At 47.8% G+C, this 23631-nt stretch carries 19 protein-coding genes; 16 read left to right on the top strand and 3 right to left on the bottom strand.

The window, feature by feature from the left end:
• Nucleotides 1-153: 153 nt before the first annotated feature.
• Nucleotides 154-2436: a heavy metal translocating P-type ATPase gene (locus BN3911_RS11385; RefSeq protein WP_066865658.1), complete on the bottom strand. Its 2283-nt coding sequence runs from the start codon at nucleotides 2434-2436 to the stop codon at nucleotides 154-156.
• Between the two features lie 393 nt (nucleotides 2437-2829).
• On the opposite strand from BN3911_RS11385, the gene fba reads away from it, so the two are divergent.
• The 16 genes from fba (at nucleotide 2830) to BN3911_RS11465 (ending at nucleotide 21421) form a co-directional block, all read left to right on the top strand.
• Nucleotides 2830-3693: a class II fructose-1,6-bisphosphate aldolase gene (fba, locus tag BN3911_RS11390; protein ID WP_066865661.1), complete on the top strand. Its 864-nt coding sequence runs from the start codon at nucleotides 2830-2832 to the stop codon at nucleotides 3691-3693.
• Nucleotides 3694-3844: 151 nt separating this feature from the next.
• On the top strand, nucleotides 3845-4867 hold the full coding sequence (locus BN3911_RS11395; protein WP_066867829.1) for a biotin--[acetyl-CoA-carboxylase] ligase: 1023 nt from the start codon (nucleotides 3845-3847) through the stop codon (nucleotides 4865-4867).
• Between the two features lies 1 nt (nucleotide 4868).
• On the top strand, nucleotides 4869-5423 hold the full coding sequence (locus BN3911_RS11400) for a biotin transporter BioY (protein WP_066865664.1): 555 nt from the start codon (nucleotides 4869-4871) through the stop codon (nucleotides 5421-5423).
• Nucleotides 5420-5836, top strand: a complete 417-nt coding sequence (locus BN3911_RS11405; protein WP_066865667.1) for a DUF1284 domain-containing protein — start codon at nucleotides 5420-5422, stop codon at nucleotides 5834-5836. Before BN3911_RS11400 ends, BN3911_RS11405 begins: the two co-directional genes overlap by 4 nt.
• A gap of 307 nt (nucleotides 5837-6143) precedes the next feature.
• Nucleotides 6144-6782: a redox-sensing transcriptional repressor Rex gene (locus BN3911_RS11410; RefSeq protein ID WP_082942255.1), complete on the top strand. Its 639-nt coding sequence runs from the start codon at nucleotides 6144-6146 to the stop codon at nucleotides 6780-6782.
• A 34-nt stretch (nucleotides 6783-6816) separates the two neighbouring features.
• Nucleotides 6817-9411: a bifunctional acetaldehyde-CoA/alcohol dehydrogenase gene (adhE, locus tag BN3911_RS11415; RefSeq protein WP_242871162.1), complete on the top strand. Its 2595-nt coding sequence runs from the start codon at nucleotides 6817-6819 to the stop codon at nucleotides 9409-9411.
• Between the two features lie 14 nt (nucleotides 9412-9425).
• Nucleotides 9426-10178 (top strand): phosphotransferase family protein, encoded by a 753-nt coding sequence (locus tag BN3911_RS11420; protein ID WP_066867832.1) that lies wholly within the window; start codon nucleotides 9426-9428, stop codon nucleotides 10176-10178.
• 254 nt (nucleotides 10179-10432) lie between these two features.
• Entirely contained in the window at nucleotides 10433-10675 is a 243-nt protein-coding gene (locus BN3911_RS11425; protein ID WP_066867835.1) for a (2Fe-2S) ferredoxin domain-containing protein, read from the top strand.
• Nucleotides 10676-10694: 19 nt separating this feature from the next.
• Nucleotides 10695-11093 (top strand): thioesterase family protein, encoded by a 399-nt coding sequence (locus BN3911_RS11430; protein WP_066865676.1) that lies wholly within the window; start codon nucleotides 10695-10697, stop codon nucleotides 11091-11093.
• Entirely contained in the window at nucleotides 11086-12759 is a 1674-nt protein-coding gene (locus BN3911_RS11435) for a [Fe-Fe] hydrogenase large subunit C-terminal domain-containing protein (RefSeq protein ID WP_066865679.1), read from the top strand. The genes BN3911_RS11430 and BN3911_RS11435 overlap by 8 nt, the downstream gene beginning before the upstream one ends.
• Complete coding sequence (locus BN3911_RS11440) at nucleotides 12752-13924, top strand: SpoIIE family protein phosphatase (protein WP_066865682.1); 1173 nt, start codon at nucleotides 12752-12754, stop codon at nucleotides 13922-13924. The genes BN3911_RS11435 and BN3911_RS11440 overlap by 8 nt, the downstream gene beginning before the upstream one ends.
• 24 nt (nucleotides 13925-13948) lie before the next feature.
• Complete coding sequence (locus tag BN3911_RS11445; RefSeq protein WP_066865684.1) at nucleotides 13949-15391, top strand: 4Fe-4S dicluster domain-containing protein; 1443 nt, start codon at nucleotides 13949-13951, stop codon at nucleotides 15389-15391.
• A 283-nt stretch (nucleotides 15392-15674) separates the two neighbouring features.
• Nucleotides 15675-16715 (top strand): zinc-dependent alcohol dehydrogenase family protein, encoded by a 1041-nt coding sequence (locus tag BN3911_RS11450; RefSeq protein ID WP_066865686.1) that lies wholly within the window; start codon nucleotides 15675-15677, stop codon nucleotides 16713-16715.
• A gap of 172 nt (nucleotides 16716-16887) precedes the next feature.
• A complete protein-coding gene (locus BN3911_RS11455) occupies nucleotides 16888-18393 on the top strand; it encodes an extracellular solute-binding protein (protein ID WP_066865688.1) in 1506 nt (501 codons plus the stop codon).
• Between the two features lie 7 nt (nucleotides 18394-18400).
• Nucleotides 18401-20611, top strand: a complete 2211-nt coding sequence (locus tag BN3911_RS11460) for a GGDEF domain-containing protein (RefSeq protein WP_066865691.1) — start codon at nucleotides 18401-18403, stop codon at nucleotides 20609-20611.
• Nucleotides 20612-20629: 18 nt separating this feature from the next.
• Complete coding sequence (locus BN3911_RS11465) at nucleotides 20630-21421, top strand: EAL domain-containing protein (protein WP_187127734.1); 792 nt, start codon at nucleotides 20630-20632, stop codon at nucleotides 21419-21421.
• A gap of 61 nt (nucleotides 21422-21482) precedes the next feature.
• Here the strand turns inward: BN3911_RS11465 and BN3911_RS11470 are convergent, their stop codons facing one another.
• Both BN3911_RS11470 and BN3911_RS11475 read right to left on the bottom strand, forming a co-directional pair.
• Nucleotides 21483-22157, bottom strand: coding sequence for an HD domain-containing protein (locus tag BN3911_RS11470; RefSeq protein WP_066865696.1), 675 nt, complete (start codon nucleotides 22155-22157; stop codon nucleotides 21483-21485).
• 5 nt (nucleotides 22158-22162) lie between these two features.
• On the bottom strand, nucleotides 22163-23542 hold the full coding sequence (locus BN3911_RS11475) for a Sapep family Mn(2+)-dependent dipeptidase (RefSeq protein ID WP_066865699.1): 1380 nt from the start codon (nucleotides 23540-23542) through the stop codon (nucleotides 22163-22165).
• Nucleotides 23543-23631 lie beyond the last annotated feature (89 nt).

Below are 23631 nucleotides of genomic sequence, written 5' to 3' on the forward strand. Positions count from 1 at the left end.
TTTTGAACAAAGAACTTGGGATTCAGGCTAATTTTGTGTTCATCCCTATTATAATCTCTTCTTTGGGGAGACTGCAAGAAAATCCTCAACATTCTAAATAAAAATAGAGGAGCGGTCCGAACTTCCCAGTTCAGACCGCTCCTGCGAAGATTATCATCTTCGAAAAAATTTCAGTCGAAGGGCGTTGATCACAACACAGACACTGGATAGACTCATTGCAGCTGCGGCGAACATGGGGTTCAGTTTCAGACCGAGCCATACGAAAAAAACGCCCGCAGCCAAAGGAATACCAATAGAATTGTAGAAAAAAGCCCAGAACAAATTCTGACGGATATTTCGCATGACAGCTCTGCTCAGCTTGATAGCGGTCACCGCGTCCAGAAGATCGCTTCTGACGAGAACGATGTCCGCGCTTTCAATGGCCACATCAGAACCGGCGCCTATGGCGATTCCCACATCGGCCCGTGTCAGGGCAGGAGCGTCATTGACACCGTCACCGATCATGGCAACCCGGTGCCCCTGCGCCTGGAATTCGGCAATTTTCCGTTCCTTGTCCTGAGGTAGGACTTCGGCAATTACTTGGGGGATTTTGAGCTTTCGGCGAATTGCCTCAGCTGTGCGTGCGTTGTCTCCGGTAAGCATTACCGTTTCCACACCCAGATTTCGAAACTGATTGATGGCTTCCTGGCTGGTCGGCTTGAGGGTGTCGGCGACGGCGATGATACCCAGCAGGCGCCCTCCGCCGGCAAACAACAGCGGCGTTTTCCCTTCATCAGAAATCTGTTCCATGACTTGGAATGCAGACTCCTCCCAAAGCCCCAGTTCCCTCATATATGCCTCGTTGCCTGCATGACAGAGAACATCGTCCAGCTTGCCCGATACACCTCGGCCGAATTTTGCTTGAAATGCTTCCACTTCCCGGAAAGGAACCCCGTTTTCCTCTGCATAGACAACCACTGCTTCAGCCAGAGGATGCTCACTTTGGCGTTCCAAACTGTAAGCGACGGTGAGCAGCTGCTCCTTATTTGCGCTCAGTGGCAGGATATCTGTGACTTTGGGACACCCTTGGGTGATGGTTCCTGTTTTATCCAGTACCACAGTATCTACACTGTGAGCGGTTTCCAAGGCTTCGCCTGATTTGATGAGGATCCCGTTTTCCGCGCCCTTTCCGGTTCCAACCATAATAGCGACTGGGGTTGCCAAACCCAGAGCACAGGGACAGGAGATGACGAGAACAGAAATGCCAATGGAGAGAGCAAATTCTACAGTGGCGCCCATGAACAGCCAGACGCCCGCTGCTAACACAGCAATCAAAATGACTGCTGGAACAAAGATACCAGAAATTTTGTCAGCCAATTTGGCGATAGGCGCTTTGCTGGCGCTGGCCTCCTCCACCAATCTGACTATTTGGGAAAACGTGGTATCTTCTCCCACCTTGGTGGCCCGAAAACGAATATAGCCTGTTCTGTTTATCGTGGCAGAGAGGACGGAATCCCCAACTTTCTTCTCTACAGGAATGCTCTCTCCAGTAAGGGCGGATTCATCGACATTGGTGGATCCAGATTCGATTACGCCGTCAACAGGAATGGACGTGCCAGGCTTAACGGCGATCAGATCTCCCAAAGAGATCGTTTCAACGGGAACTTCCTGCTCTTCGCCGTCCCGGACCACCAGTGCGGTTTTTGGAGCCAGACCGATCAGTCTTGTAATAGCTTCGCTGGTACGGCCCTTGGACTTTGTTTCCAAATATTTTCCAAGGGTGATCAGCGTCAGGATGGTACCCGCGGATTCAAAATAGAGTTCCATACTGTAATGCTCTGCAACAGCAAATTCCCCATGTCCTAATCCATATCCGATCCGGAAGAGGGCAAAGATCCCATAAACAATAGCCGCAGCGGAACCGATGGCAATCAAGCTGTCCATATTCGGAACACCCCGGAACAAAGAGCGGAAGCCCCTGGTAAAGTAGCCGAAATTGATAAAAACTATGGGCAGCAGCAACAGAAGCTGTGTAAGCGCAAAAACAGCGGCATTTTCTGTTCCGTGAAAATACTGAAGAATAGCCGAGGGTACCGGCAGGCGAAACCATTCCCAGAACATATGGTACATAGAGAGATACATCAAAGGAATCAGAAAGCAGAGGGAGACAATGAACCTGATCTTCATTTCTTGCCCTTCATCTGCCCGCGCCGAAGAGTGATGACTAGGCTTTGTTTTGCCCGCGTTCTCCACTGAAGCACCATAGCCAGATTTTTTTACGGCCGCAATAATTTCTTCAGCCGAAACAACAGCCTCGTCGTACTGCACTGTCATGCTGTTGGTAAGCAAGCTGACCGCGGCGGCTTTCACCCCTTTTAGAGAAGCTACCGCCTTCTCCACATGTGCCGAACAAGCAGAACAGCTCATGCCTGTGACAACAAATTTTTCTTTGACCATAGAACAGACCGTGTGTACCGCTCCTGTATCTCCCGCGAAAAGTCGTTAGAAAAGTTGCGGTTCCCTTTCTTTTGATACTTATGAGCCGCCGTCCATATCGCCGGATAGTGCGTACAAGGGTTTCCTGAGTCATGCGTATCTGGAAGTTCAGATTATTCCGGGAAGAGCGTGATTTGGCGGCAGCGTCTTTCTCTATTGTGTCCGCATTTCTATTGATTTTCAGGGGTTATTCAGAAAATGAAGCTTTGGCGTGCCATTAGGAGGAGAATCCGATCCTAAATCAGCCCTGTGTGCTGAAAGTAAGGCTTTCCCACGATTTTCGGCGTTGATTTTTTCCATTGCATAGACTATAATAAAACCAGTTGGTAAAAATTTATCATTGGAGGCAATGCTATGTTGGTTTCTGCTCAGGAAATGCTCACAAAGGCCAAAGCAGGCAAATATGCAGTCGGTCAGTTCAACATCAACAACATGGAATGGACTAAGGCCATTCTTCTTACCGCTCAGGAAAATAACTCTCCCGTTATCCTGGGTGTATCAGAAGGTGCGGGCAAATACATGTGCGGATATAATACCGTTACCGCTATGGTAAAAGGCATGATCGATACTCTGGGAATCACGGTCCCCGTTGCCCTGCATTTGGACCACGGCTCCTATGAGGGCGCTCTGAAGGCCATGGACGACGGTTTCTCCTCCGTTATGTTTGATGGATCTCACTACGGCATCGAAGAGAATATTGAGAAGACGAAGGAAATTATCCGCCTTGCTGCAGAAAAGGGGATTTCTGTGGAAGCGGAGGTCGGTGCTATCGGCGGTGAAGAAGACGGCGTAGTCGGCGGCGGCGAAGTGGCTGATCCCGATGAATGCAAAATGATCGCCGATTTGGGTGTGACCATGCTGGCGGCCGGTATCGGCAACATCCATGGCGTGTATCCTGAAAATTGGCAGGGTTTGAACTTTGACGTCCTTGCCCAAATCCAGGAAAAGACAGGCACAATGCCTCTGGTGCTTCACGGCGGCACCGGCATTCCCGATGAAATGGTTAAGAAGGCCATTACATTGGGTGTTTCCAAAGTCAATGTTAACACGGAGTGCCAGCTCGCTTTTGCTGCGGCTACCCGTAAGTATATTGAAGATGGGAAGGACAAGCAGGGTAAGGGCTTTGATCCCCGTAAGCTGCTGGCACCTGGTTTTGAGGCGATTAAGGCTACCGTCAAAGAAAAAATGGAGCTTTTTGGTTCTATCAATCAGGCGTAAAAAAAGGGAAGTCCAAGAACGGCGCAAAACGCGCCGTTCTTTTTATTTTGGATTGTCACCTCCGCTCTGAAGTTTTCGTTGACAATATCTTGGGGCTATGTTATTTTTTATTGGAACTGAATTTGGAAATATTTCAGGGGGCGTTTTGTTTATGAATGTGACAGAACAGGTGTTGGAATTGCTGCAGCAGGGTTCAGGGCCTATCTCTGGAGAGGAGATGGCAGAACGCCTGAAGGTGAGCCGCAACGCTGTTTGGAAAGCGGTAAAGAAGCTGAAGGAAGATGGTTATAAAATCGGGGCGCGTACCAATTGCGGATATGAACTGCTTTCGGAAAGCAATGTGCTCAATCCTGCCAATATCCGCCGCATGCTTACCAAAGCGGCCTCCTGTGTGGCGATCGACGTAAGAAGCAGCGTCAGCTCTACCAATACGGTGCTCAAGGAAATAGCCGAGCAAGGCGGGGCGGAAGGCATGGTGCTTATCGCAGAACAGCAAACCATGGGAAAAGGGCGTTTGGGCCGTTCTTTTTACTCTCCCAAAGGAGATGGTCTTTATCTGAGTATTCTGCTGCGCCCCCAATTTTCAGCAGAGGAATCTCTTTCCATCACTACCGCCGCCGCAGTTTCTGTTGCGGGTGCAGTGGAAGCTGTAACTGGAGAACGGGCTTTGATCAAATGGGTGAATGACGTGTATCTTCGGGGAAGGAAAATATGTGGCATTTTAACCGAAGCTTCGGTCGATTTTGAAACCAAGGGACTCCACTATGCTGTTTTGGGAATCGGTGTCAATATCCTGGAGCCTGAAGGGGGATATTCAGAACAATTGAGGGACGTCGCGGGGGCGCTTTATCATCGTGATGATGCGCCGGCTGGCGTGCGAATCAGGCTGGCGGCTGAAATCCTGAATCGATTTTTCTCCTTTTATAACGCTCTGCCTGAACGCTCATTTATGGAGGAATATAAACAGCGTTCGCTGCTGACAGGAATGGAGATTACATATTTGCGGGGCGAGTCTGTACAGGAAGGCCGAGTGTTGGGCGTGGATGACGAGGCACGGCTGATTGTGCAGCGTGGGGACGGAGAGACGCAATTATTTTCTGCAGGGGAGGTCAATATCAAAAAGGATTTTCTCGATCGACTTCGCAGCCAGCCTAAGGAAAGGGGAGCAAAGTAAGATGAAACTGACATTTCAAAATAAAATTCAAAAGCTCGTGGTAACAGGGGTGTTTACGGCGGTGCTTGCCGTGCTCTCTCAGTTGTCTATTCCGATGCCCACTGGAGTTCCGGTCACCTTGCAGACTTTTGGGGTAGCGCTGTGCGCGTTTGCCCTAGGACCTAAGCTGGGCACTATTTCGGTTTTTTTGTACTTGGTAATGGGCGCTGTGGGAATACCGATATTTTCCGGTTTCAGCGGCGGCTTTGGGATTTTGCTTGGAATGACCGGTGGTTTCCTTTGGGGGTTTTTGCTCATGGCTGTTCTCTGCGGTATAGGTGTGCAGCTGAATCGCCGTCTCTGGGCTATTGTTCTGGGGCTTTCCGGCTTGGCGCTTTGTCATATCTGCGGCACATTTCAGTTTATGCTGGTGACGGGCTCACCTGTCCTGCAGTCGTTTTTGACTGCTTCTGCGCCATATCTAATCAAGGATGTCATATCAGTTGTTTTAGCTTTTCTGGCTGCGGAGGCGATTTTGTTCAGTTTGAAAAAGGCAAAGGTGGTTTCCACAAAATGAAGAAGATTCGTGGTCACCATCTGTTTTGCATGACGCTATTCTCAGGCCATGGGTATGACGCGGCATTTACTAATGCTATGAAGAATACTATCTTTTCCCTGCAGGGCGGCGAAAGTATTCTGCTGTGTTCAGGTGAGGACGAAATTTGCCAAAGTTGCCCTAACCAGCGTCAGGCAGGAGGCTGCGCTCTCGGTACGGAAGACGCCCTGCAGAGAGATGAAGCCGCTTTTGCGGAGCTTCAATTGCAGGAAGGAGAACTCTCCGGGTGGATGGAAATTTCGGAAAGGCGTCTTTTGATTACCAAAGATGCCTTGGAGCATGTCTGCGGGGGATGCTGTTGGAAGGAGCAGGGAATCTGCAGTTGGGAGCTTTGGCAGAAACGGGCAGAAAACAGGAATTTGGAGTTTCAATAGAGACACACGATAAAACGCAGCGGGCTGTTTTTCCGGTTGGAAGAATAACCCGCGCTTTCTTTTATTTTTAACTTGCTTTCACGCCAGGGATGTACTAAAATAGAAACCGAATGAAATATAGTTAAAAAATTCATATTTTACATGGAATTTCTAGAGGTTGTTAACGAGGCTTTCTTGTTGAGTTTCGACAGACAGCAATTTATACAAATTATATCGCTAGCGTAATATCGATATATCATTACTACCAATTTACTTTTCGAGAAACGAATGTTAAAATATTATCAAAGTCAGGAAAGGGGTGAATGGAATGCCAAGCCAGTGCGTGTCGAAGCAGACACTGCAGCGGCTTCCCACATATCTGGATTACCTGAAACGGCAGGGCACAGACCCGCCGAAGAATATTTCGGCGACGGCTATTGCGGATGCCCTGAATATGAACCATGTTGTGGTAAGAAAGGATTTGGCCTCCATCAGTACGTCCGGCAGACCGAAGGTTGGATATGACCGCGTCAATCTGATTCGGGAGTTGGAAGAATTCCTGGGATATGACAACGCTGACGATGCCATACTTGTAGGAGCCGGGAAGCTGGGCAGAGCATTGCTCTCTTATGATGGATTTCTGCAGTACGGCCTCAACATCCTGGCAGGATTTGATACCGATCCTAAAGCGGTGAACCTTGAGGTTGGCGGGAAACCTATTCTTCCGATGGAAAAGCTGGAAGACCTTTGTGAGAGGACGCGTGTCCGGATTGGGATCATTACAGTTCCTGGCGATTATGCTCAGGCTGTGTGTAATCTTCTGATTAAAAGCGGGATTCTTGCAGTCTGGAATTTTGCTAATGTCCATTTGGACGTTCCGGAAGGCATCTTGGTACAAAATGAAAATATGGCAGTTTCCCTGGCTCTGCTCTCCAATCATCTAAAAGAAAGATTCAGCACAAAATAAATAAAAAAGGATGGATCATTTCATGAACACGAAAATGAACTTCGAAATCGTGGAAAACGCGGAAACATTCGAAAGAATGCTTGCCCGGGTCAAGGAAGCACAGAAGATCTATGCTTCCTACACGCAGGAGCAGGTCGATAAGATTTTCCGTGCAGCAGCAATGGCTGCCAACCAGCAGAGAATCCCGCTGGCTAAAATGGCGGTAGAAGAAACCGGTATGGGCGTAGTGGAAGATAAGGTTATCAAAAACCACTATGCAGCCGAGTATATCTACAATGCTTATAAGGATACAAAGACGTGCGGTGTCGTCGAAGAGGATCCGGCTTACGGCATCAAGAAAATTGCTGAACCGATCGGTGTTATCGCGGCGGTTATTCCGACCACGAACCCTACGTCTACCGCTATTTTTAAGACGCTGCTCGCATTGAAGACACGCAACGGCATTATCATCAGTCCTCATCCCCGTGCCAAAAAGTGCACGATTGAGGCGGCTAAAGTGGTGCTTGAGGCGGCAGTGAAAGCAGGTGCTCCTGAAGGGTTGTTCGGCTGGATTGACGTGCCCTCCCTGGAACTGACAAATACTCTGATGGCTGAAGCCGATATCATCTTGGCGACTGGCGGCCCCGGCATGGTAAAAGCCGCTTATTCTTCCGGTACTCCGGCATTGGGCGTGGGCGCCGGCAATACGCCTGCCATTATCGATGACACTGCGGACGTAATCCTGGCAGTGAACTCCATCATCCATTCCAAAACTTTTGACAACGGCATGATCTGTGCGTCCGAGCAGTCTGTTATAGTATTGGAAAAAGTATATAAGCAGGTGAAGGACGAGTTCCAGAAGCGCGGCTGCTATTTCCTCAATAAAGCTGAAACCGAGAAAGTTCGCAAAACCATCATCATCAATGGCGCTCTGAATGCAAAAATCGTGGGTCAGAAAGCGCATACCATTGCTGCCTTGGCCGGAGTTAATGTACCGGAGGAGACCAAAATTATCATCGGTGAAGTGGAGAGTGTGGATATCTCCGAGGAGTTTGCCCATGAGAAGCTTTCTCCCGTGCTGGCTATGTATAAAGCAAAGAATTTTGATGACGCTGTGGAAAAAGCCGAACATCTTATCGCAGACGGCGGTTACGGCCATACCGCTTCCCTTTATATTCATGTTTCCGAAAAAGAAAAGATGGCCAAGCATCAAGCTGCTATGAAGACCTGCCGTATTCTTGTCAACACCCCGTCCTCCCAGGGCGGCATCGGCGACCTGTACAACTTTAAGCTGTCTCCCTCTCTTACGCTGGGCTGCGGTTCCTGGGGCGGCAACTCCGTTTCCGAGAACGTGGGCGTTAAGCACCTCATCAATATCAAGACGGTTGCCGAGAGGAGAGAGAATATGCTGTGGTTCAGAGTACCTGAGAAGGTTTATTTCAAGAAGGGCTGCATGCCTGTTGCCCTTGACGAATTGAAAACCGAATACAACAAGAAAAAGGCGTTTATCGTCACCGACAGCTTCCTGTATAAGAACGGATACACGAAGCCGATCACCGATAAGCTGGACGAAATGGGGATTCAGTATTCCTGCTTCTGGGACGTTCAGCCTGATCCCACATTGGCCAATGCCCTGGCGGGTACGGAACGGATCCGCAGCTTTGAGCCCGACGTGATTATCGCCCTGGGCGGCGGTTCCGCCATGGACGCTGCTAAGATCATGTGGGTGCTGTACGAGCATCCTGATGCCGATTTCGAATCCATGGCCATGGACTTTATGGATATCCGCAAGAGAATCTATAAGTTCCCCAAGATGGGTGAGAAGGCCATGATGGTCGCCATTCCTACCTCCTCCGGTACGGGCTCTGAAGTAACTCCCTTTGCTATCATCACCGACGAAAAAACCGGTACCAAGTGGCCGTTGGCCGATTACGAGCTGCTGCCCAATATGGCTATTGTGGATGTGGACAACATGATGAGCCAGCCCAAGGGTCTGACCAGTGCTTCCGGTATTGATGTTATGACCCATGCCGTCGAGGCCTATGTCTCCATTATGGCGACCCAGTTTACCGATGGATTGGCTTTGAAAGCGATCAAAGCCGTGTTTGATTACCTGCCGTCCGCCTATGAGAACGGCGCGAATGATCCGATTGCCCGTGAAAAAATGGCAGAGGCTTCCTGTATGGCTGGTATGGCGTTCGCCAATGCTTTCCTGGGCTTGAACCACTCTATGGCTCATAAGCTGGGCGCGTATCACCACCTGCCCCACGGCGTAGCCAACGCCTTGCTCCTCACAGAGGTCATCCGCTACAACGCCGCTGATGTTCCCACTAAGATGGGAACCTTCTCTCAGTATCAGTATCCTCATGCCAAAGAGCGTTATATTGAGGCAGCCCGCTTTGCCGGCATTCAGGGCAAGAACGACGACGAGGTCTTTGAAAACTTCATCAAGGCTCTGGAAGAGTTGAAGGACAAAATCGGCATCAAAAAGACCATCAAGGAGTATGGCGTAGACGAGAAGTATTTCCTGGAGACGCTGGACGAGATGGTGGAAAATGCTTTCAACGACCAGTGCACCGGCGCCAATCCGAGATATCCGCTGATGAGCGAGATCAAAGAAATCTATCTGAAATGCTACTACGGTAAATAATGGAGGAGTTTACAATGAAACTGGAAAAGGTCATCGCAGTCAGAACATCCAAAACCATTTACAGGGATGGCAAATATGCGATCAAAGTGTTTGACGAGGGCTACTCCAAGGCTGATATCCTCAACGAAGCCCTGAATATTGCCCGAGTAGAGGAGACGGGTCTCTCTATTCCGGGCGTGGAGGAAGTCACCAAGATCGATGGCAAGTGGGCAATCGTCACGGATTACGCTGAGGGCAAAACCATTGCCCAGCTGATGGCGGAGGATCCCGACAAGAAGGATGAGTATTTGGAGCGTTTTGTGGATATCCAGATGGAGATCCATTCCAAGACCGCTCCCATGCTCAACAAGCTCAAGGATAAGATGAAGCGCAAGATCTCCCAGACCGGCCTGGACGCCACCACCCGTTATGAGTTGGATTCCCGTCTGGAGAGCATGCCTAAGCACAATAAGCTTTGCCACGGCGATTTCAACCCTACCAACGTGGTGATCAGCAAGGACGGCGAGAGCTATTCCATCCTGGACTGGGCCCATGCCACCCAGGGCAATGCCAGCGCCGACGCCGCCCGCACGTACCTGCTGTTCTGGCTCAGCGGAGATATCGATTCCGCGGAGAAGTATCTGAATCTCTTCTGCAGGAAGAGCGATACTGCCAAGCAGTATGTACAGAAGTGGCTGCCGATTGTAGCCGCCTCTCAGTCTGTCAAGGGGAAACCCGAGGAAAAAGAGTTCCTGATGCACTGGGTTAACGTAGTAGAGTACGAATAAAAATTTCGGGAAACCGAAATTCCTGCATTGCTTCAGAAACAAGTCTGCGCAGGCGGTTTTTTCCCCGCAACTTGTTCAGCTTGGCAAAATGCGTGTTTTGCCAAGCTGGGAGCGCTCCGGATCCGGAGCGCTCTTTCCTGAAGCTTCAAGCGATTGAAAAGTTTTCCGGATGCACTGCAGCAGAGGGCGCTGCAGTGCTGAAGGACTATTTACCGGCTGCAAAAATCCGGAAACACAATATTAGGAGGATCATTATGAAGATTACCATTTGTATTGGCAGTTCCTGTCATTTGAAAGGTTCCCGTCAGATCGTGGAGCAGCTTCAGTACCTTGTCGCAGAAAATAATCTGAAGGATAAGGTGGAACTCAGCGGCACTTTTTGTATGGGAAATTGTGTCAATGGCGTCAATGTAACGGTAGATGATAAACTCTATTCGCTTTCACCCGAGACGACGAAGGACTTTTTTGAAAAAGAAATCCTTCCCAAAGTGAAATAAGACCGAAAGGATTGATTTCATGCTTGCCGTAGGCACAACAGGAAGGGCTGCCTGCCGTGTGGAAAGCGCCAACACGGCCCCAAATATGGGAAGCGGAGATCTGGCGGTGTTCGCGACTCCATCAATGATTGCATTGATGGAGTCTGCTGCCAGTAAAAGCGTTTTACCTTTGCTCAATCCCGGCGAGACCACTGTGGGAACGCATATGGATGTCACGCACACCTCTGCCACTCCGGTAGGAATGGAAATCAGGGCGGAAAGCCGCCTTGAGGAGATTGACGGACGCAGGCTTGTCTTTTCGGTAAAGGCATACGATGAGACTGGTACCATAGGAGAGGGAATCCACGAGCGGTTTATCGTACAAAAAGAAAAATTTATGTTGAAAGCGGAAGCGAAGAAAGGTCACGCTCATGACTGAATATCTAAAGCTTAAAAAATCAAACTGCGTCAACTGTTATAAGTGTATCCGGCACTGCCCGGTGAAGTCTATCAAATTTTCATCGGATCAGGCGCAGATCGTCAGCGACGAGTGCATTTTGTGCGGACAATGTTTTGTGGTATGCCCACAGAATGCCAAGGAAATTCGGAATGACATTGACAAGGCATCCGCGTTGATTCGCGGCAGTAGGGTGATTGCCAGCGTAGCGCCTTCTTTTGTGGCGAACTATCCCGGCGCAACCATTAAAACTTTAGAAAAGGCTCTGAGAAAATTGGGATTTGAATCCGTTGAGGAAACGGCGATCGGCGCTTCTTTGGTAAAAACCCAGTATGAAGAGCTTGTCCGGCAGAACAGGCAGGAAATTATCATCTCCTCCTGCTGCCATTCGGTCAATCTCCTGATAGAAAAATACCATCCCGAGGCGCTGCCCTATCTGGCGGCAGTCGTTTCACCGATGCAGGCTCACTGTCGAAAGATAAAGAAAGAGAATCCTGATGTCAAGACTGTTTTTATCGGGCCTTGTATCTCCAAGAAGGCAGAAGCAGAAGAATACCCTGGAGATGTGGATTGTGTGCTCACCTTTGAAGAGCTTTCTCTCTGGCTGCAGCGTGAAGATATCACTGTCGAGGCAGGAGAGGATCACCTGAACGAGAGCAAAGCCCGTCTTTTCCCGACTTCAGGAGGAATTCTCCGTTCGATGCTCTGCGATTCTAAGGATTACACTTACCTCACTGTAGACGGAATCGATAACTGCATTGCTGCTTTGAATGATATTAAGGAAGGCAGACTGAAAAAATGCTTTATTGAAATGTCTATCTGCGCAGGAAGCTGTATCGGCGGTCCGGCTATGGAACGGAATCACAGACTGCCTGTCCGGGATTACATAGCAGTCGACCGGTATGCCGGTAAAGAGGACTTCCAAGTTTCTATGCCGGAGGAACGGGAACTGATCAAGGACCATAAGTTTATCGGCCTTCACCGTCAGATGCCCGGGCAAAGTGATATTGAAGAAATTCTGCATAAAATGGGAAAGCACACGCCGGATCAGGAGCTTAACTGCGGCGCCTGTGGGTATAACACCTGCCGTGACAAGGCGGTTGCCGTATATCTGGGGAAAGCCAACATCAGCATGTGCCTGCCTTTCCTGAAGGACAAAGCGGAATCGTTCTCGGATACCATCATCAACAATACGCCCAACGGTATCATTGTGTTGAACGAGGCTCTGGAAGTACAGCAGATCAACTCTGCCGCCAGAAAAATCATGAATATCCGCAATGCGTCAGATGTTCTGGGAGATCAGGTGATTCGCATTCTGGATCCCAAGGTGTTTCTGGACGTCATGCAGACGGGGAGAAGCATTCATGATGAGAAGGTTTATCTCGCTGAGTATCAGAAATATGTGGAACAGTCGGTAATCTATGACAAGAGCTATCGTATTGTAATGTGTATCATGCGCGACGTGACTGAAGAAGAGCATGAACGCATACAGAAAGAAAAGATCAGTCAGCATACGATTGAAGTCACAGACCGGGTCATCGAAAAACAGATGCGCGTGGTGCAGGAAATCGCTTCCCTTTTGGGAGAGACGACGGCAGAAACCAAAATTGCGCTGACAAACCTAAAGGATTCGCTGAACGATGAATAATCTTTGTACAGATATTGGATTTATGAGCCTCAACAAATGGGGCGAACAGCTCTGCGGCGACCGTGTTGAAATCGTGGAGCAGGGAGAAAATTCTACCGTTATCGTTTTGGCAGATGGTATGGGCAGCGGCGTTAAGGCCAACATCCTCTCTTCTCTGACTTCCAAGATCATTTCTACGATGATGGCGGCTAATATGAAAATTGAGGACTGTGTATCTACCATCGCTGCAACGCTGCCTATTTGCGCAGTGCGTGGAGTGGCTTATTCCACTTTTACGATCATCCGTATCATTGAGAACGAAGAGGCTGAAATCATTCAGTATGATAATCCTTTTCTCATCCTGCTGCGCAATGGTAAATTTGTGGAGATTCCCAAGGTTGGAAATGAAATCGAAGGCAAAATGATCTACAAGTCGAAAATCAAACTCCAGGAAAATGATTTCCTGGTGGTCACCAGCGATGGCGCCATCCATGCGGGAATCGGCTCTTCACTTAATTTTGGCTGGGAACGGAAAGACATCGTCCAGTTTTTGGAGCAGATGTATGATGAGAGTTATACCGCTAAGACCTTTGGCACGATCCTGCTGGAAGAGTGCAATCATCTGTATGGAGAAAAGCCAGGGGATGATACAACCGTCTGCGTTGTGAAAATCAGGAACCGTTCTCCTGTCAATTTGATGATTGGTCCGCCTTCCGACAGAAATGACGTGAATAAAATGCTGTCCCTCTTTTTTTCCAAGGAGGGAAAACATATTGTCTGCGGCGGAACCACCTCTACCATTACGGCGGAGTTCCTCCAGAAGCCCATGGTGGCAAATCTTGATTATCTTGATCCCGAAATACCGCCTACGGCTGCCATTGAAGGCGTAGATCTGGTGACGGAGGGTGTTATTACCATCAGTAAGGTGCTGGACTACGCTAAGGACTATCTCCAGGATAATGAGACCTACACGGAGTGGGGTTACAAGCGGGACGGCGCCTCCCTGATCTCCCGCATGCTGTTTGAAGAGGCTACCGACATTAACTTCTTTGTGGGAAGAGCCATCAATCCTGCTCATCAGAATCCGAATCTGCCCATCAATTTCAATATCAAGATGCGTTTGGTGGACGAGCTCAGCGAATGCTTGCAGAAGATGGGGAAGAAGATTAAAGTAAGCTATTTTTAAGTGGATAATGGAAGGAAAAAGCAAATGGCAATGAAACCCCTACAGCTCAGAAAGTTTGATACAAAGGTACAGTACTTAAAATACAAGGTACTCCGCGAAGTGGCGCGGTATGCCTTTGAAGATAAGCTGCTCGAAAGTTACACGGAGATTCCAAAAATCATCGTGAAAAACGGCAAGCCGACCATGCGGTGCTGTATCTATAAGGAACGTGCCATTGTGGAAGAACGCATTAAAATGGCTATGGGCGGGGATAAGAATAATCCCAATGTGATTGAGGTTATCGATATCGCCTGCGACGAATGCCCAGTGAGCGGCTACAATGTTACCAGCGCCTGCAGGGGATGTCTGGCACATCGCTGTGAAGATGTGTGCCGAAGGGGAGCTATCACATTTGACGAGCATCAAAAGGCTCATATCGATAAGTCAAAATGTGTAGAATGCGGCCAATGTGCGAAGGTCTGTCCTTACAGTGCGATAGCCAATGAAAAAAGGCCCTGTGAAAAGGCCTGTAAAATCAAGGCTATCAGCATGGGGGAAGACGGGGCCGCCTCCATTGACAATGAAACCTGTACTTCATGCGGCGCCTGTGTGTATCAGTGCCCCTTTGGCGCTATTATGGACAAGTCTTTTATCCTTGATGTGGTGGACCTGATCAAAAAGAGCGGAGACAACCAGAATTACAAGCTCTATGCGGTAGTAGCGCCTTCTATTTCCAGCCAGTTCAGCTACGCTAAGCTTGGTCAGGTGATCTCTGGGATTAAAAAGCTTGGTTTTTTCACAGTTGTAGAGGCAGCCTTGGGAGCAGATATGGTGGCATATTTGGAATCCCAGGAACTGGCAGAAAAGGGATTTCTTACAAGCTCTTGCTGCCCTGCTTTTGTCAGTTATATTGAGACGCAGTTTCCGCAGCTGAAAGAGAATATTTCTCACAATCTTTCACCGGCAGCAACGATTGCAAAATATATCAAAGAAAAAACGCCCGGCGCAAAAGTAGTTTTCATTGGACCGTGTACTGCCAAAAAGATGGAATTTCAAAAGGAGGACGTCCGTCCCTATATCGATTCTGTCATCACCTTTGAAGAATTGCAGGCGCTGTTTGACAGTCGTGATATTGACATAAATACGCTGGAGGAGGATGTTTTGGATAACGCTTCCTATTACGGTCGTATTTTTGCCCGCAGCGGCGGTCTCAGCGATGCGGTGAAAGAGGCTATGAAAGAACAGAACATTGAATTCGATCTAAAGGCATTGCCCTGCGATGGAATAGAAGCTTGCAGGATGGCTCTGCTGAAAGCGAGTAAAGGCGTGTTGCCGGCAAACTTTATCGAAGGAATGGCCTGTATAGGCGGCTGCATTGGCGGAGCAGGCTGTTTGACGCACGGAGAGAAGAATAAGGCCGATGTGGATAAATACGGTATGGAAGCCTATGAGAAAACCATTACCGATGCCATCGGTGTCATGAAGTAAGATTTGAACGAAAGGGAGGTCGGAAGGAGACTGTCCCTGCGGGACGATGTGGCCTGTCCGCAACAATCCTGCAGGAGTCTCTTGCGGCCTTCTTCTTTTTTCCGTACATCGAACGGTTTATCTGAAAGTCACTCAATTCCATCTTATTAAGACTCTTGTTTACTGTCTTTACAAATTTGTGCGAAAGATCAAACAGAACATATCTATTATTCAGTAGACCTTGATAGCTGGATTTCTAAATTTATGGTATTTGCTGTCCAGAAAAAAGGAGGAAAGTGTAAAAATGAAAGCGTGCTATTTCCTTGGTGACAAGAACTTTGAAGTGCAGGATATTGATATTCCAGAAGCGCTGCCCGGAACTGTTGTCATAAAAAACATGGTATGCGGCATCTGTGGTACGGATGTACATATCTATCATGGAGAGCCCGGTTCAGCGGATGTGACTCCGCCCATTGTGCTCGGGCACGAGTATTCCGGAGAGGTGGTTGCCGTAGGAGAGGGGGTTACAGGTATCTCTTGCGGTGATCATGTGACGATTGACCCCAACATTTATTGCGGTAGCTGCGTTGCTTGTCGGAGCGGTAAAAAACAGATGTGCGACTCAATGGAGGCTATTGGTGTTACCCGGGACGGAGGATTCGCCCAATACAGCAGAGTGCCTGCTTCACAGGTGTATGTTCTCTCTCCGGAAATTTCTTTTGAAGCGGGGGCTATGGCGGAACCGGTTGCCTGTTGCCTGCATGGAATTGATCTGGCTGGAATTCGTGCTGGAGACCGTGTTTGTGTGGTAGGCGGCGGCGCAATCGGCCTCATCATGGTACAGCTTGCTAGGCTTTCCGGTGCATCGAAAATTATTTTAAGCGAGCCGAACGAAAAGCGTCGTAGCGCGGCACTCTCGCTGGGGGCAGACGCTGCGTTCAACCCCCTGGAGGAAGGTAGTCTGGAGCGGTTTCTTGCCCAAACCGATGATATGGGCGCAGATGTTGTTATTGAATGTGTCGGAAACCTTTCCGCAGTGCGAAGCGCATTTCAGTTTGCGCGCAGAGGAGCTACAATCCTGCTATTCAGTGTGCCGAAAGTGGACGCCACATTTGAGCTGCCGCTCTTTGAGGTATTTAAAAAAGAGTTGACTATTAAGGGTTCTTTTGTGAACCCGGACACCCATGGCAGAGCGGTACAGTTGATCAATTCAGGAAAACTGCGTTTTGATACATTGATTACGCATCGTTATACAGTGGAGGAACTACCGGAAGCAATTGCAATGCAAATGAGCGATGCATCGATAAAAGTGGTGGTTTGTCCTAATCATTTGGATGCAGAATAAAGGTTCAAAACGGTTAAATTATTGAAAAAGAGTCTCGTTTTCTTTTAAGGGGAGGAGGCTTTTTTTTCGCCGGAAAACGGATGCTCAAAACTTTAGGAACGGTTTTTATTTTTATTGTAAATAGATCCAATTTATGGTAACATAGAAGAAATCATTGGGGGAGTAGAAGAAAATGAAGAAAGCAATCGCTCATATTACAGCACTTGTGTTAGCTGTTTCTCTTATTTTAACGATGTTTACTGCCTGCGGGGAAGACAAAACGCATGGCCTGAAGAAAAGCGATCCGGTAAGTATTACGCTTTGGCATTATTATAACGGCCCCCAACAGCAGGCATTTGATTCTTTAGTATCCAAATTTAACGATACCCTGGGCAAAGAAATGGGGATCCTTGTTCAAGCCTCTGCGCAAGGAACCGTCAATGAGCTGATTGACAAAGCCATGGATTCTTTGGATCAGGAGGTGGGTGCAGAATCATTTCCCGATATTATTGCCGCTTATGCAGATACCGCCTATACCATTAACAGCCGTGGAATGGCTGCGGATATCAGTCAATATCTGACGGAGGAAGAACAGAATTCCTATGTTGAGGAATACCTGGAAGAAGGGAAGTTTTCTGAAGAGAGCGGAATCCAGTTGTTTCCCATAGCAAAAGCAACAGAGGTGTTGATGCTCAATGAAACGGATTGGGCGGCTTTTTCTGCCGCAAGCGGTGCAACGGAAGAAGCGCTTTCCACCTGGGAAGGGATCGTCACAACAGCAGAAAAATACTACAATTATACGGATGCTCTAACCCCGGATGTCCCCGATGATGGAAAAGCTTTTTTTGGCAGGGATGCTGTAGCCAACTATCTTCTTGTGGGTTCTATGCAACTGGGAGAAGAAGTTTTCCAAGTCAAAGACGGTAAAGTTACTTTTCATATGGATCCGGAAATTTTTAAGCGCTTGTGGGATAATTACTATGTTCCCTATATCAACGGCTGGTTTACTGCGTCCGGGCGATTTCGCAGCGATGATGCCAAGACTGGGGAACTGATTGCTTTCGTGGGTTCGACCAGCGGAGCGATGTATTTTCCAACACAGGTCACACGCGAAGATGCTACAGTTTATGATATTACCTGTAAGGTGCTTCCTCTGCCCAATTTTGAAGGAACACAACCCTATGCTGTACAGCAGGGGGCAGGAATGCTTGTCACGAAAAGTGAAGAAAAAAAGGAATACGCTGCTACTGTTTTTCTGAAATGGTTCACAGAGGAGGAAAACAATCTCGCCTTTTGTCTTGGCAGCGGCTACCTTCCGGTCAAGAAAGAGGCCAACAGTGTAGAGCAAATTAAAAAAGCCCTGTCAGACGAAGAAGATGGAAATTCTATTTTGCGCCAAACTGTGGAAAACTCCGATCTGTTTACAGAAAATTCTGCCTTGTATCAGACTCTTACAATAGGGGTTGAGATGGTAAATGATTATACCCTGTATACCAACAAAGCTTTTGAAAACGGTACAAAGGCCAGAAATCTTCTGAGTGATTCGTTGACGGAAAAGCTGGAAGAGGATTTGAATCAGATTCAGAAATTGGTGGACGGTGGAATGAGCCGTTCTGAGGCGGCTGCACAGTATGCTACAGACGAAAATTTCGAATCCTGGTATCATACCCTGCAGCAAGGGTTGGAGGAGCTGAAATAAGCCGGATATGGTAGGGCTTCAAGAGAAAAAAGTGAAAAGCCAAGAACGTTCTATCCGAAGCAGAATCGCCGTGCCGATTCTTTTCGTTCTGGCTATCCAAACACTTCTGTATGTGGTATTTCTCTCTCAAGGAGGAATCGTGTCGCATATGGACGGCAATGCCTTTGACATTTTTTCTCGACAAACAGATAATTTGGGCTTATATTTCGACAATGAAATGATCCATCGATGGTCTAATATCAACCAATCTGAAGAAGAGATTTTGAACAGTGTCGCTGAAGTTTTGGAAGAGAATGGATCGGATTACAGTGATATTCCCACCGATGCGGCTTTAAATGAAAAAATTTTGTCTTCTGCTGCACCTCATATTATTGAACTGTTGCGCAGAAATTCTGTAACAGGAGCCTTTTTTGTGTTGGATGGGATCGGTGTCGCAGGAGAAAACACCGAAGGGAATCGGGCTGCTTTCTATGTACGTGATAATGATCCCTCTACTTTTACTTCAAAGAACAGCGACTTACTTCTGGAACGCGGCCTGCCTGCCATTGCAAAGGAACAAGAACTTCCTTTAGACTCTTTTTGGTCAGCTTTGATCTATGAGGGAGACGAAAATTCCTTTTTTATGCGTCCTATTGAAGAAGCTAGAAAATCCTCTCATCCCAAAAGCAAGAATTATGGTTATTGGTCCGGCCCTTTTCGTCTTTCTGCCATGGATCACGCAGCAGTGGCTTACACAATTCCTTTGATTTCCGCCGATGGTACTGTGTTTGGAGCATTAGGGGTAGATTTGAGTTTGGATTATTTGACTTCCAGGATCAAAATGAACCGGTATTCCCAAGGCGGCGAGGTGACTTTTGCTCTTGTTAAAGATGAAGGTGACCAGACCCCTTTGACCGTAATCGCACAGGATGGTGAGCTGCTCCGGCAATACTATGCTACCGAAGAGGAAATCAGGATTTCAGCTGAAAAGAAAGCACAAAACAGCGAGGTTTCCATATTAGACGCTGTTGAGCAGGGAAAGGGCGGGCTTTACTGTACGATCCATGACATTAAGCTTTACAATACCAATACCCCCTTTGAACAGGAACGCTGGCGGGTGATAGGCGTACAGGAAGAACATACCTTGTTGAGGCTAACCAGGCAGTTGAAGCTTCTGGTTTATGTCATTTCATTGATCACCCTTCTTGTGGGCACAGTAGCTGTTTCTATGGTGGTGATTTCCATAACAAGGCCTATGAAAACATTGATGTCAGAGTTGGAAAGAAGCAACCCACTTCAGCAAGTGCTGCTTCCCAAATTAGGTATTCAGGAAATAGACCGGCTCTCTGAATCGATTGAAGAACTCAGCCGTTCAGTGGCTGAATCTGCCTCCCGTTTTTCAAAGATAATTCAAAAAACAAATATACAGCTTGGCGTCTTTGAATACCAAATGGACGGAAGTCTGGCTTACTGCAGCGAAAAACTGTTCGATGTTCTCTGCTGGCAAAACGAAATGGGGGGAGACCGATATCTGGAGCTCTCGGTTTTCCTGGATCGTATGAAAGAACTGCGGCAGTATGATACGATGGGGGATGTGAGCACTTATCAAATTACTGAAAAAGATGGAAAAGAACGTTGGGTAAGCATCACTTCTCAGGCTGATGGGAATACCTGCTCGGGAGTTGCAGTCAATATCACATCACAAGTTGCTGCGCGGAAGAAAGTGGAATACGAACGGGACTTTGACCCGCTGACCGATCTACATAACCGCCGTGCTTTTATGAGGGAGCTTGACCGATTGTTTCAAAATCCAGATCAGCTGAAAAACGCTGCAATGGTTATGTGGGATTTAGATAATTTAAAGTATGTCAACGATACCTACGGCCATGATTTTGGGGATCGGTATATCATCAATTTTGCACAGGCGCTTCAGGCTCAGCTGGACGATAACTGTCTGTTGGCACGCCGTTCCGGTGATGAATTTTATATGTTCTTCTATGGAGCCGACAACAGAGAGGAGATACACCGGCGAATAGCAGCAGTATGGAAACAGATTGAACAGGGCTGCTTCCGGCTTCCCAATGGTAATGATTATAAAATCAGGGCTTCCGGCGGAATCTCTTGGTATCCACAAGATGCAGATAATGCTTCTGACCTGATTCGCTTTGCTGACTTTGCCATGTATAGTGTGAAGCATTCCACGAAGGGCTCTGTCGAAGAATTCAGCAAGGAGGATTAGAAGAGAAATGCCCTTCTGGTGAATGGCCAGGAAGCATTCGACCGCTTGATTGATGAAGCCTTAATAGAGTTTGCTTTCCAGCCCATTGTGGAAGTGGAGAGTGGAAAGGTCTATGGTTATGAGGCACTAATGCGTTCACAACTGCCTCAGTTTTCCAGTCCTGAAGATATCCTGAGGGTGGCGCGTTCTCAGTCCAGGCTTTTAGCAATTGAAAAGTTAACAATTTATGGCGCTATTAAAGCTTATGCCAGAATGAGAGCGGAAGGTAAAATCAGCCCTGACAGCAAAGTCTTTATCAATTCTCTCCCCAACCAAAGTCTGTCCGAACAGGAATTGGATCAATTGGCCGATCAATATGGAGGCATCCTTTCCAATATCGTTCTTGAAATTACAGAAAGCGAGGCAATGGACAGCAGTGTTCAAAGCCGAAAGCATATTGTTATCCGGGAAAAATGGGGCGGGCAGATCGCTGTTGACGATTATGGGTCGGGTTATAATGGGGCGTCTGTTTTACTGCATGTTGTGCCTGATATTCTGAAAGTGGATATCAGTATTATCCATCATGTCAACCAAAAGGCGGATAACTTAAAAATTCTGGAAAGTATTATCTCCTATGCCAGACACCAGGGAATCAAAGTGCTGGCCGAAGGTGTAGAATCAAGGGAAGAAGTGGAAGCTTGTATTGCCGCCGGCGTAGATATGCTGCAGGGATATTATGTTGGAAAACCCGCTTACGAAATAACCCCAGTCTCAAAACAGGCATTGCAGAATATTGCCGCTATAAAAAGATCGTCTCAGAAAATGTTCTGACAAAAAAGGTTCTGCACAAGTGTTACTTGTGCAGAACCTTTTTTGTCCTATTTGGAGTAAATTAAAGAAGACGGGTATTGTTGATCAGCAATTCGAATTGCAGCCCTAAAGTCTGCGCCGCCTTTCGACAAAGTACCATACGGTCTAGAAAAATTTCAAAATATTCCATGACTGGGCATATTTCTGTCGCAATGGTAATAAGAAAGATACAGACCTTGTTTTCTGGATCGATCTCCAATTTGGTGTTTTCGACGGCATAATTTACCCGATCATGAATGTCAGCGTCCAAAATGGCGTTCTTGCGAACCCTCGTACGCCGGACGTCACTTTTATCGGATAGAATCAGCGCGGCAGCCAAAGGATTGACAGGGTAGGCTGTTTTTTCATCATGATGCCCTATAGCAGAACAAATCAACGCAATCTCTTCCGGCGGCATTTTCAGTTTATTCAGGATGGTAAAAGCCATCAAAGCGCCGCTATGCGCGTGATCCGCACGGTTTACTGTGTTTCCGATATCATGCATGTATCCGGCGATTGCAGCAAGCTGACACATGCGCTCCGGATAGTTGAGATCCGCTAAAATATCCCGTGCATAGTTGCTGCTGCGTTTTGCGTGGGCAAAACCATGTTCTGTGAAGCCGATTGCCCCAAGGCAATTGTTGCCGCATTCGATATAGCTGTGAATCTCCCTGTTGGAGAAAATTTCTTCCGGCAGAATCGTCCTATATTCCGACATATGCTTTACTCCGCTGTGAACATGCGATACATAGCTTCCAGACAAATCTGTGCATGAAGCTTAAAACGCCTTAAATCCAGGTATTCATTGCTGTTGTGAGCACGGCTGTCATCCTGATCCGAGAAGGTGCCACCGAAAGCCACCCCTTTGCCGTGCATCTGCCGTGCATAAGTTCCGCCGCCCATGGAGAATATTTCACATTCTTCTCCGGTAACGTCCTGATAAGCGCCGGAAAGGATGCCGATCAATTTGCTTTCCTTGGGCAGATAAAGCGGTTCTGCGTCGGAAAGCAGCACAAATTCCAGACCTTCATATGATTCTACTTTTTCCCTCAGGATACTGGCGATGTCCGTCCCCTTTTTTGTGGCAGGGTACCGGATATCCACAGTCAGGCTGCAGTTTTCTTCTACATTGACTAACCCCAAATTAAAGGTAAGCGCTCCGCTGGGCTCATCGCTCATTTTGATGCCGATCAGAGAACCGTCGGTACTAATGCCGATCTGCTCATGAATAAATCGGAAAAAGACACCCAGCCGTTCCGGTTCAAACGCTTCTGCCAGGAGTTTGACAAGGTAAGAAGCTGCGTTGAAACCGCTCTCCGGCATAGCGCCATGGCTGGCTCTGCCGTTTGACACAATATGTGCACCCAATTCAGTCCGGGTAAGTTCAAAATTTCCCTCTGCCGATTTTATAGATTTAGAGAGCCGGTCGAACTCCTTCGACGTACAGACAATTTCACAGGTGGCTTTATAAGGGACGGCATTTGCAACTGTGCCGGATTGAAAAGAACGGATGAGAGGAGAATCATTTTTGCACTTGACAGAAAAATTCATAATACCCTTTTCGCAATTACAGATTCCGTAACTGGCATCCGGCGTGAAGCCCATATCAGGAAGCTGCTCGCTGGCGAAATAGTGTTTCATGTCGTCCATTCCAATTTCTTCCCCAGAGCCAAAAATGACACGGAGTTTCCGTTTGCCGGTGATGCCGGCATCTTTGAGCGCACGAAGGCAGTGCAACGCCACGATAGCCGGCCCCTTATTGTCACTGACTCCCCGGCCATAAGCATGATTATCATCGATCACCATAGAAAAAGGATCCGTATTCCAACCTTCCCCAGCAGGAACTACGTCTACATGCGCCATAACTACGGCATTTTCTTCCCCTTCTCCATATTCAGCATGAGCTGCATAATATCCGACATTTTTTGTCTTCAGCCCATAGCTTTCCGCCAGTTCCATCATGGTATCAATTGCGCGGGCGGGCTCTTTACCATACGGATAATCTCCGTCACGCTCCCCGCATACAGAGGGAACGGCAACTATTTTGCCGAGATCGTTCAGAATATCGTCCCAATAATCAAGAATGTGTTCACCAAACAACATATAGATAAATCCTTTCTAAACCAATAATTTCTATTCTTACGATACCTTGTTTCCAGGATAAAGTCAAGAACAACCATGTAGAAAAGGGG

This window comes from Neglectibacter timonensis, from assembly GCF_900048895.1.
Taxonomy (GTDB): Bacteria; Bacillota; Clostridia; order Oscillospirales; family Acutalibacteraceae; genus Acutalibacter; species Acutalibacter timonensis.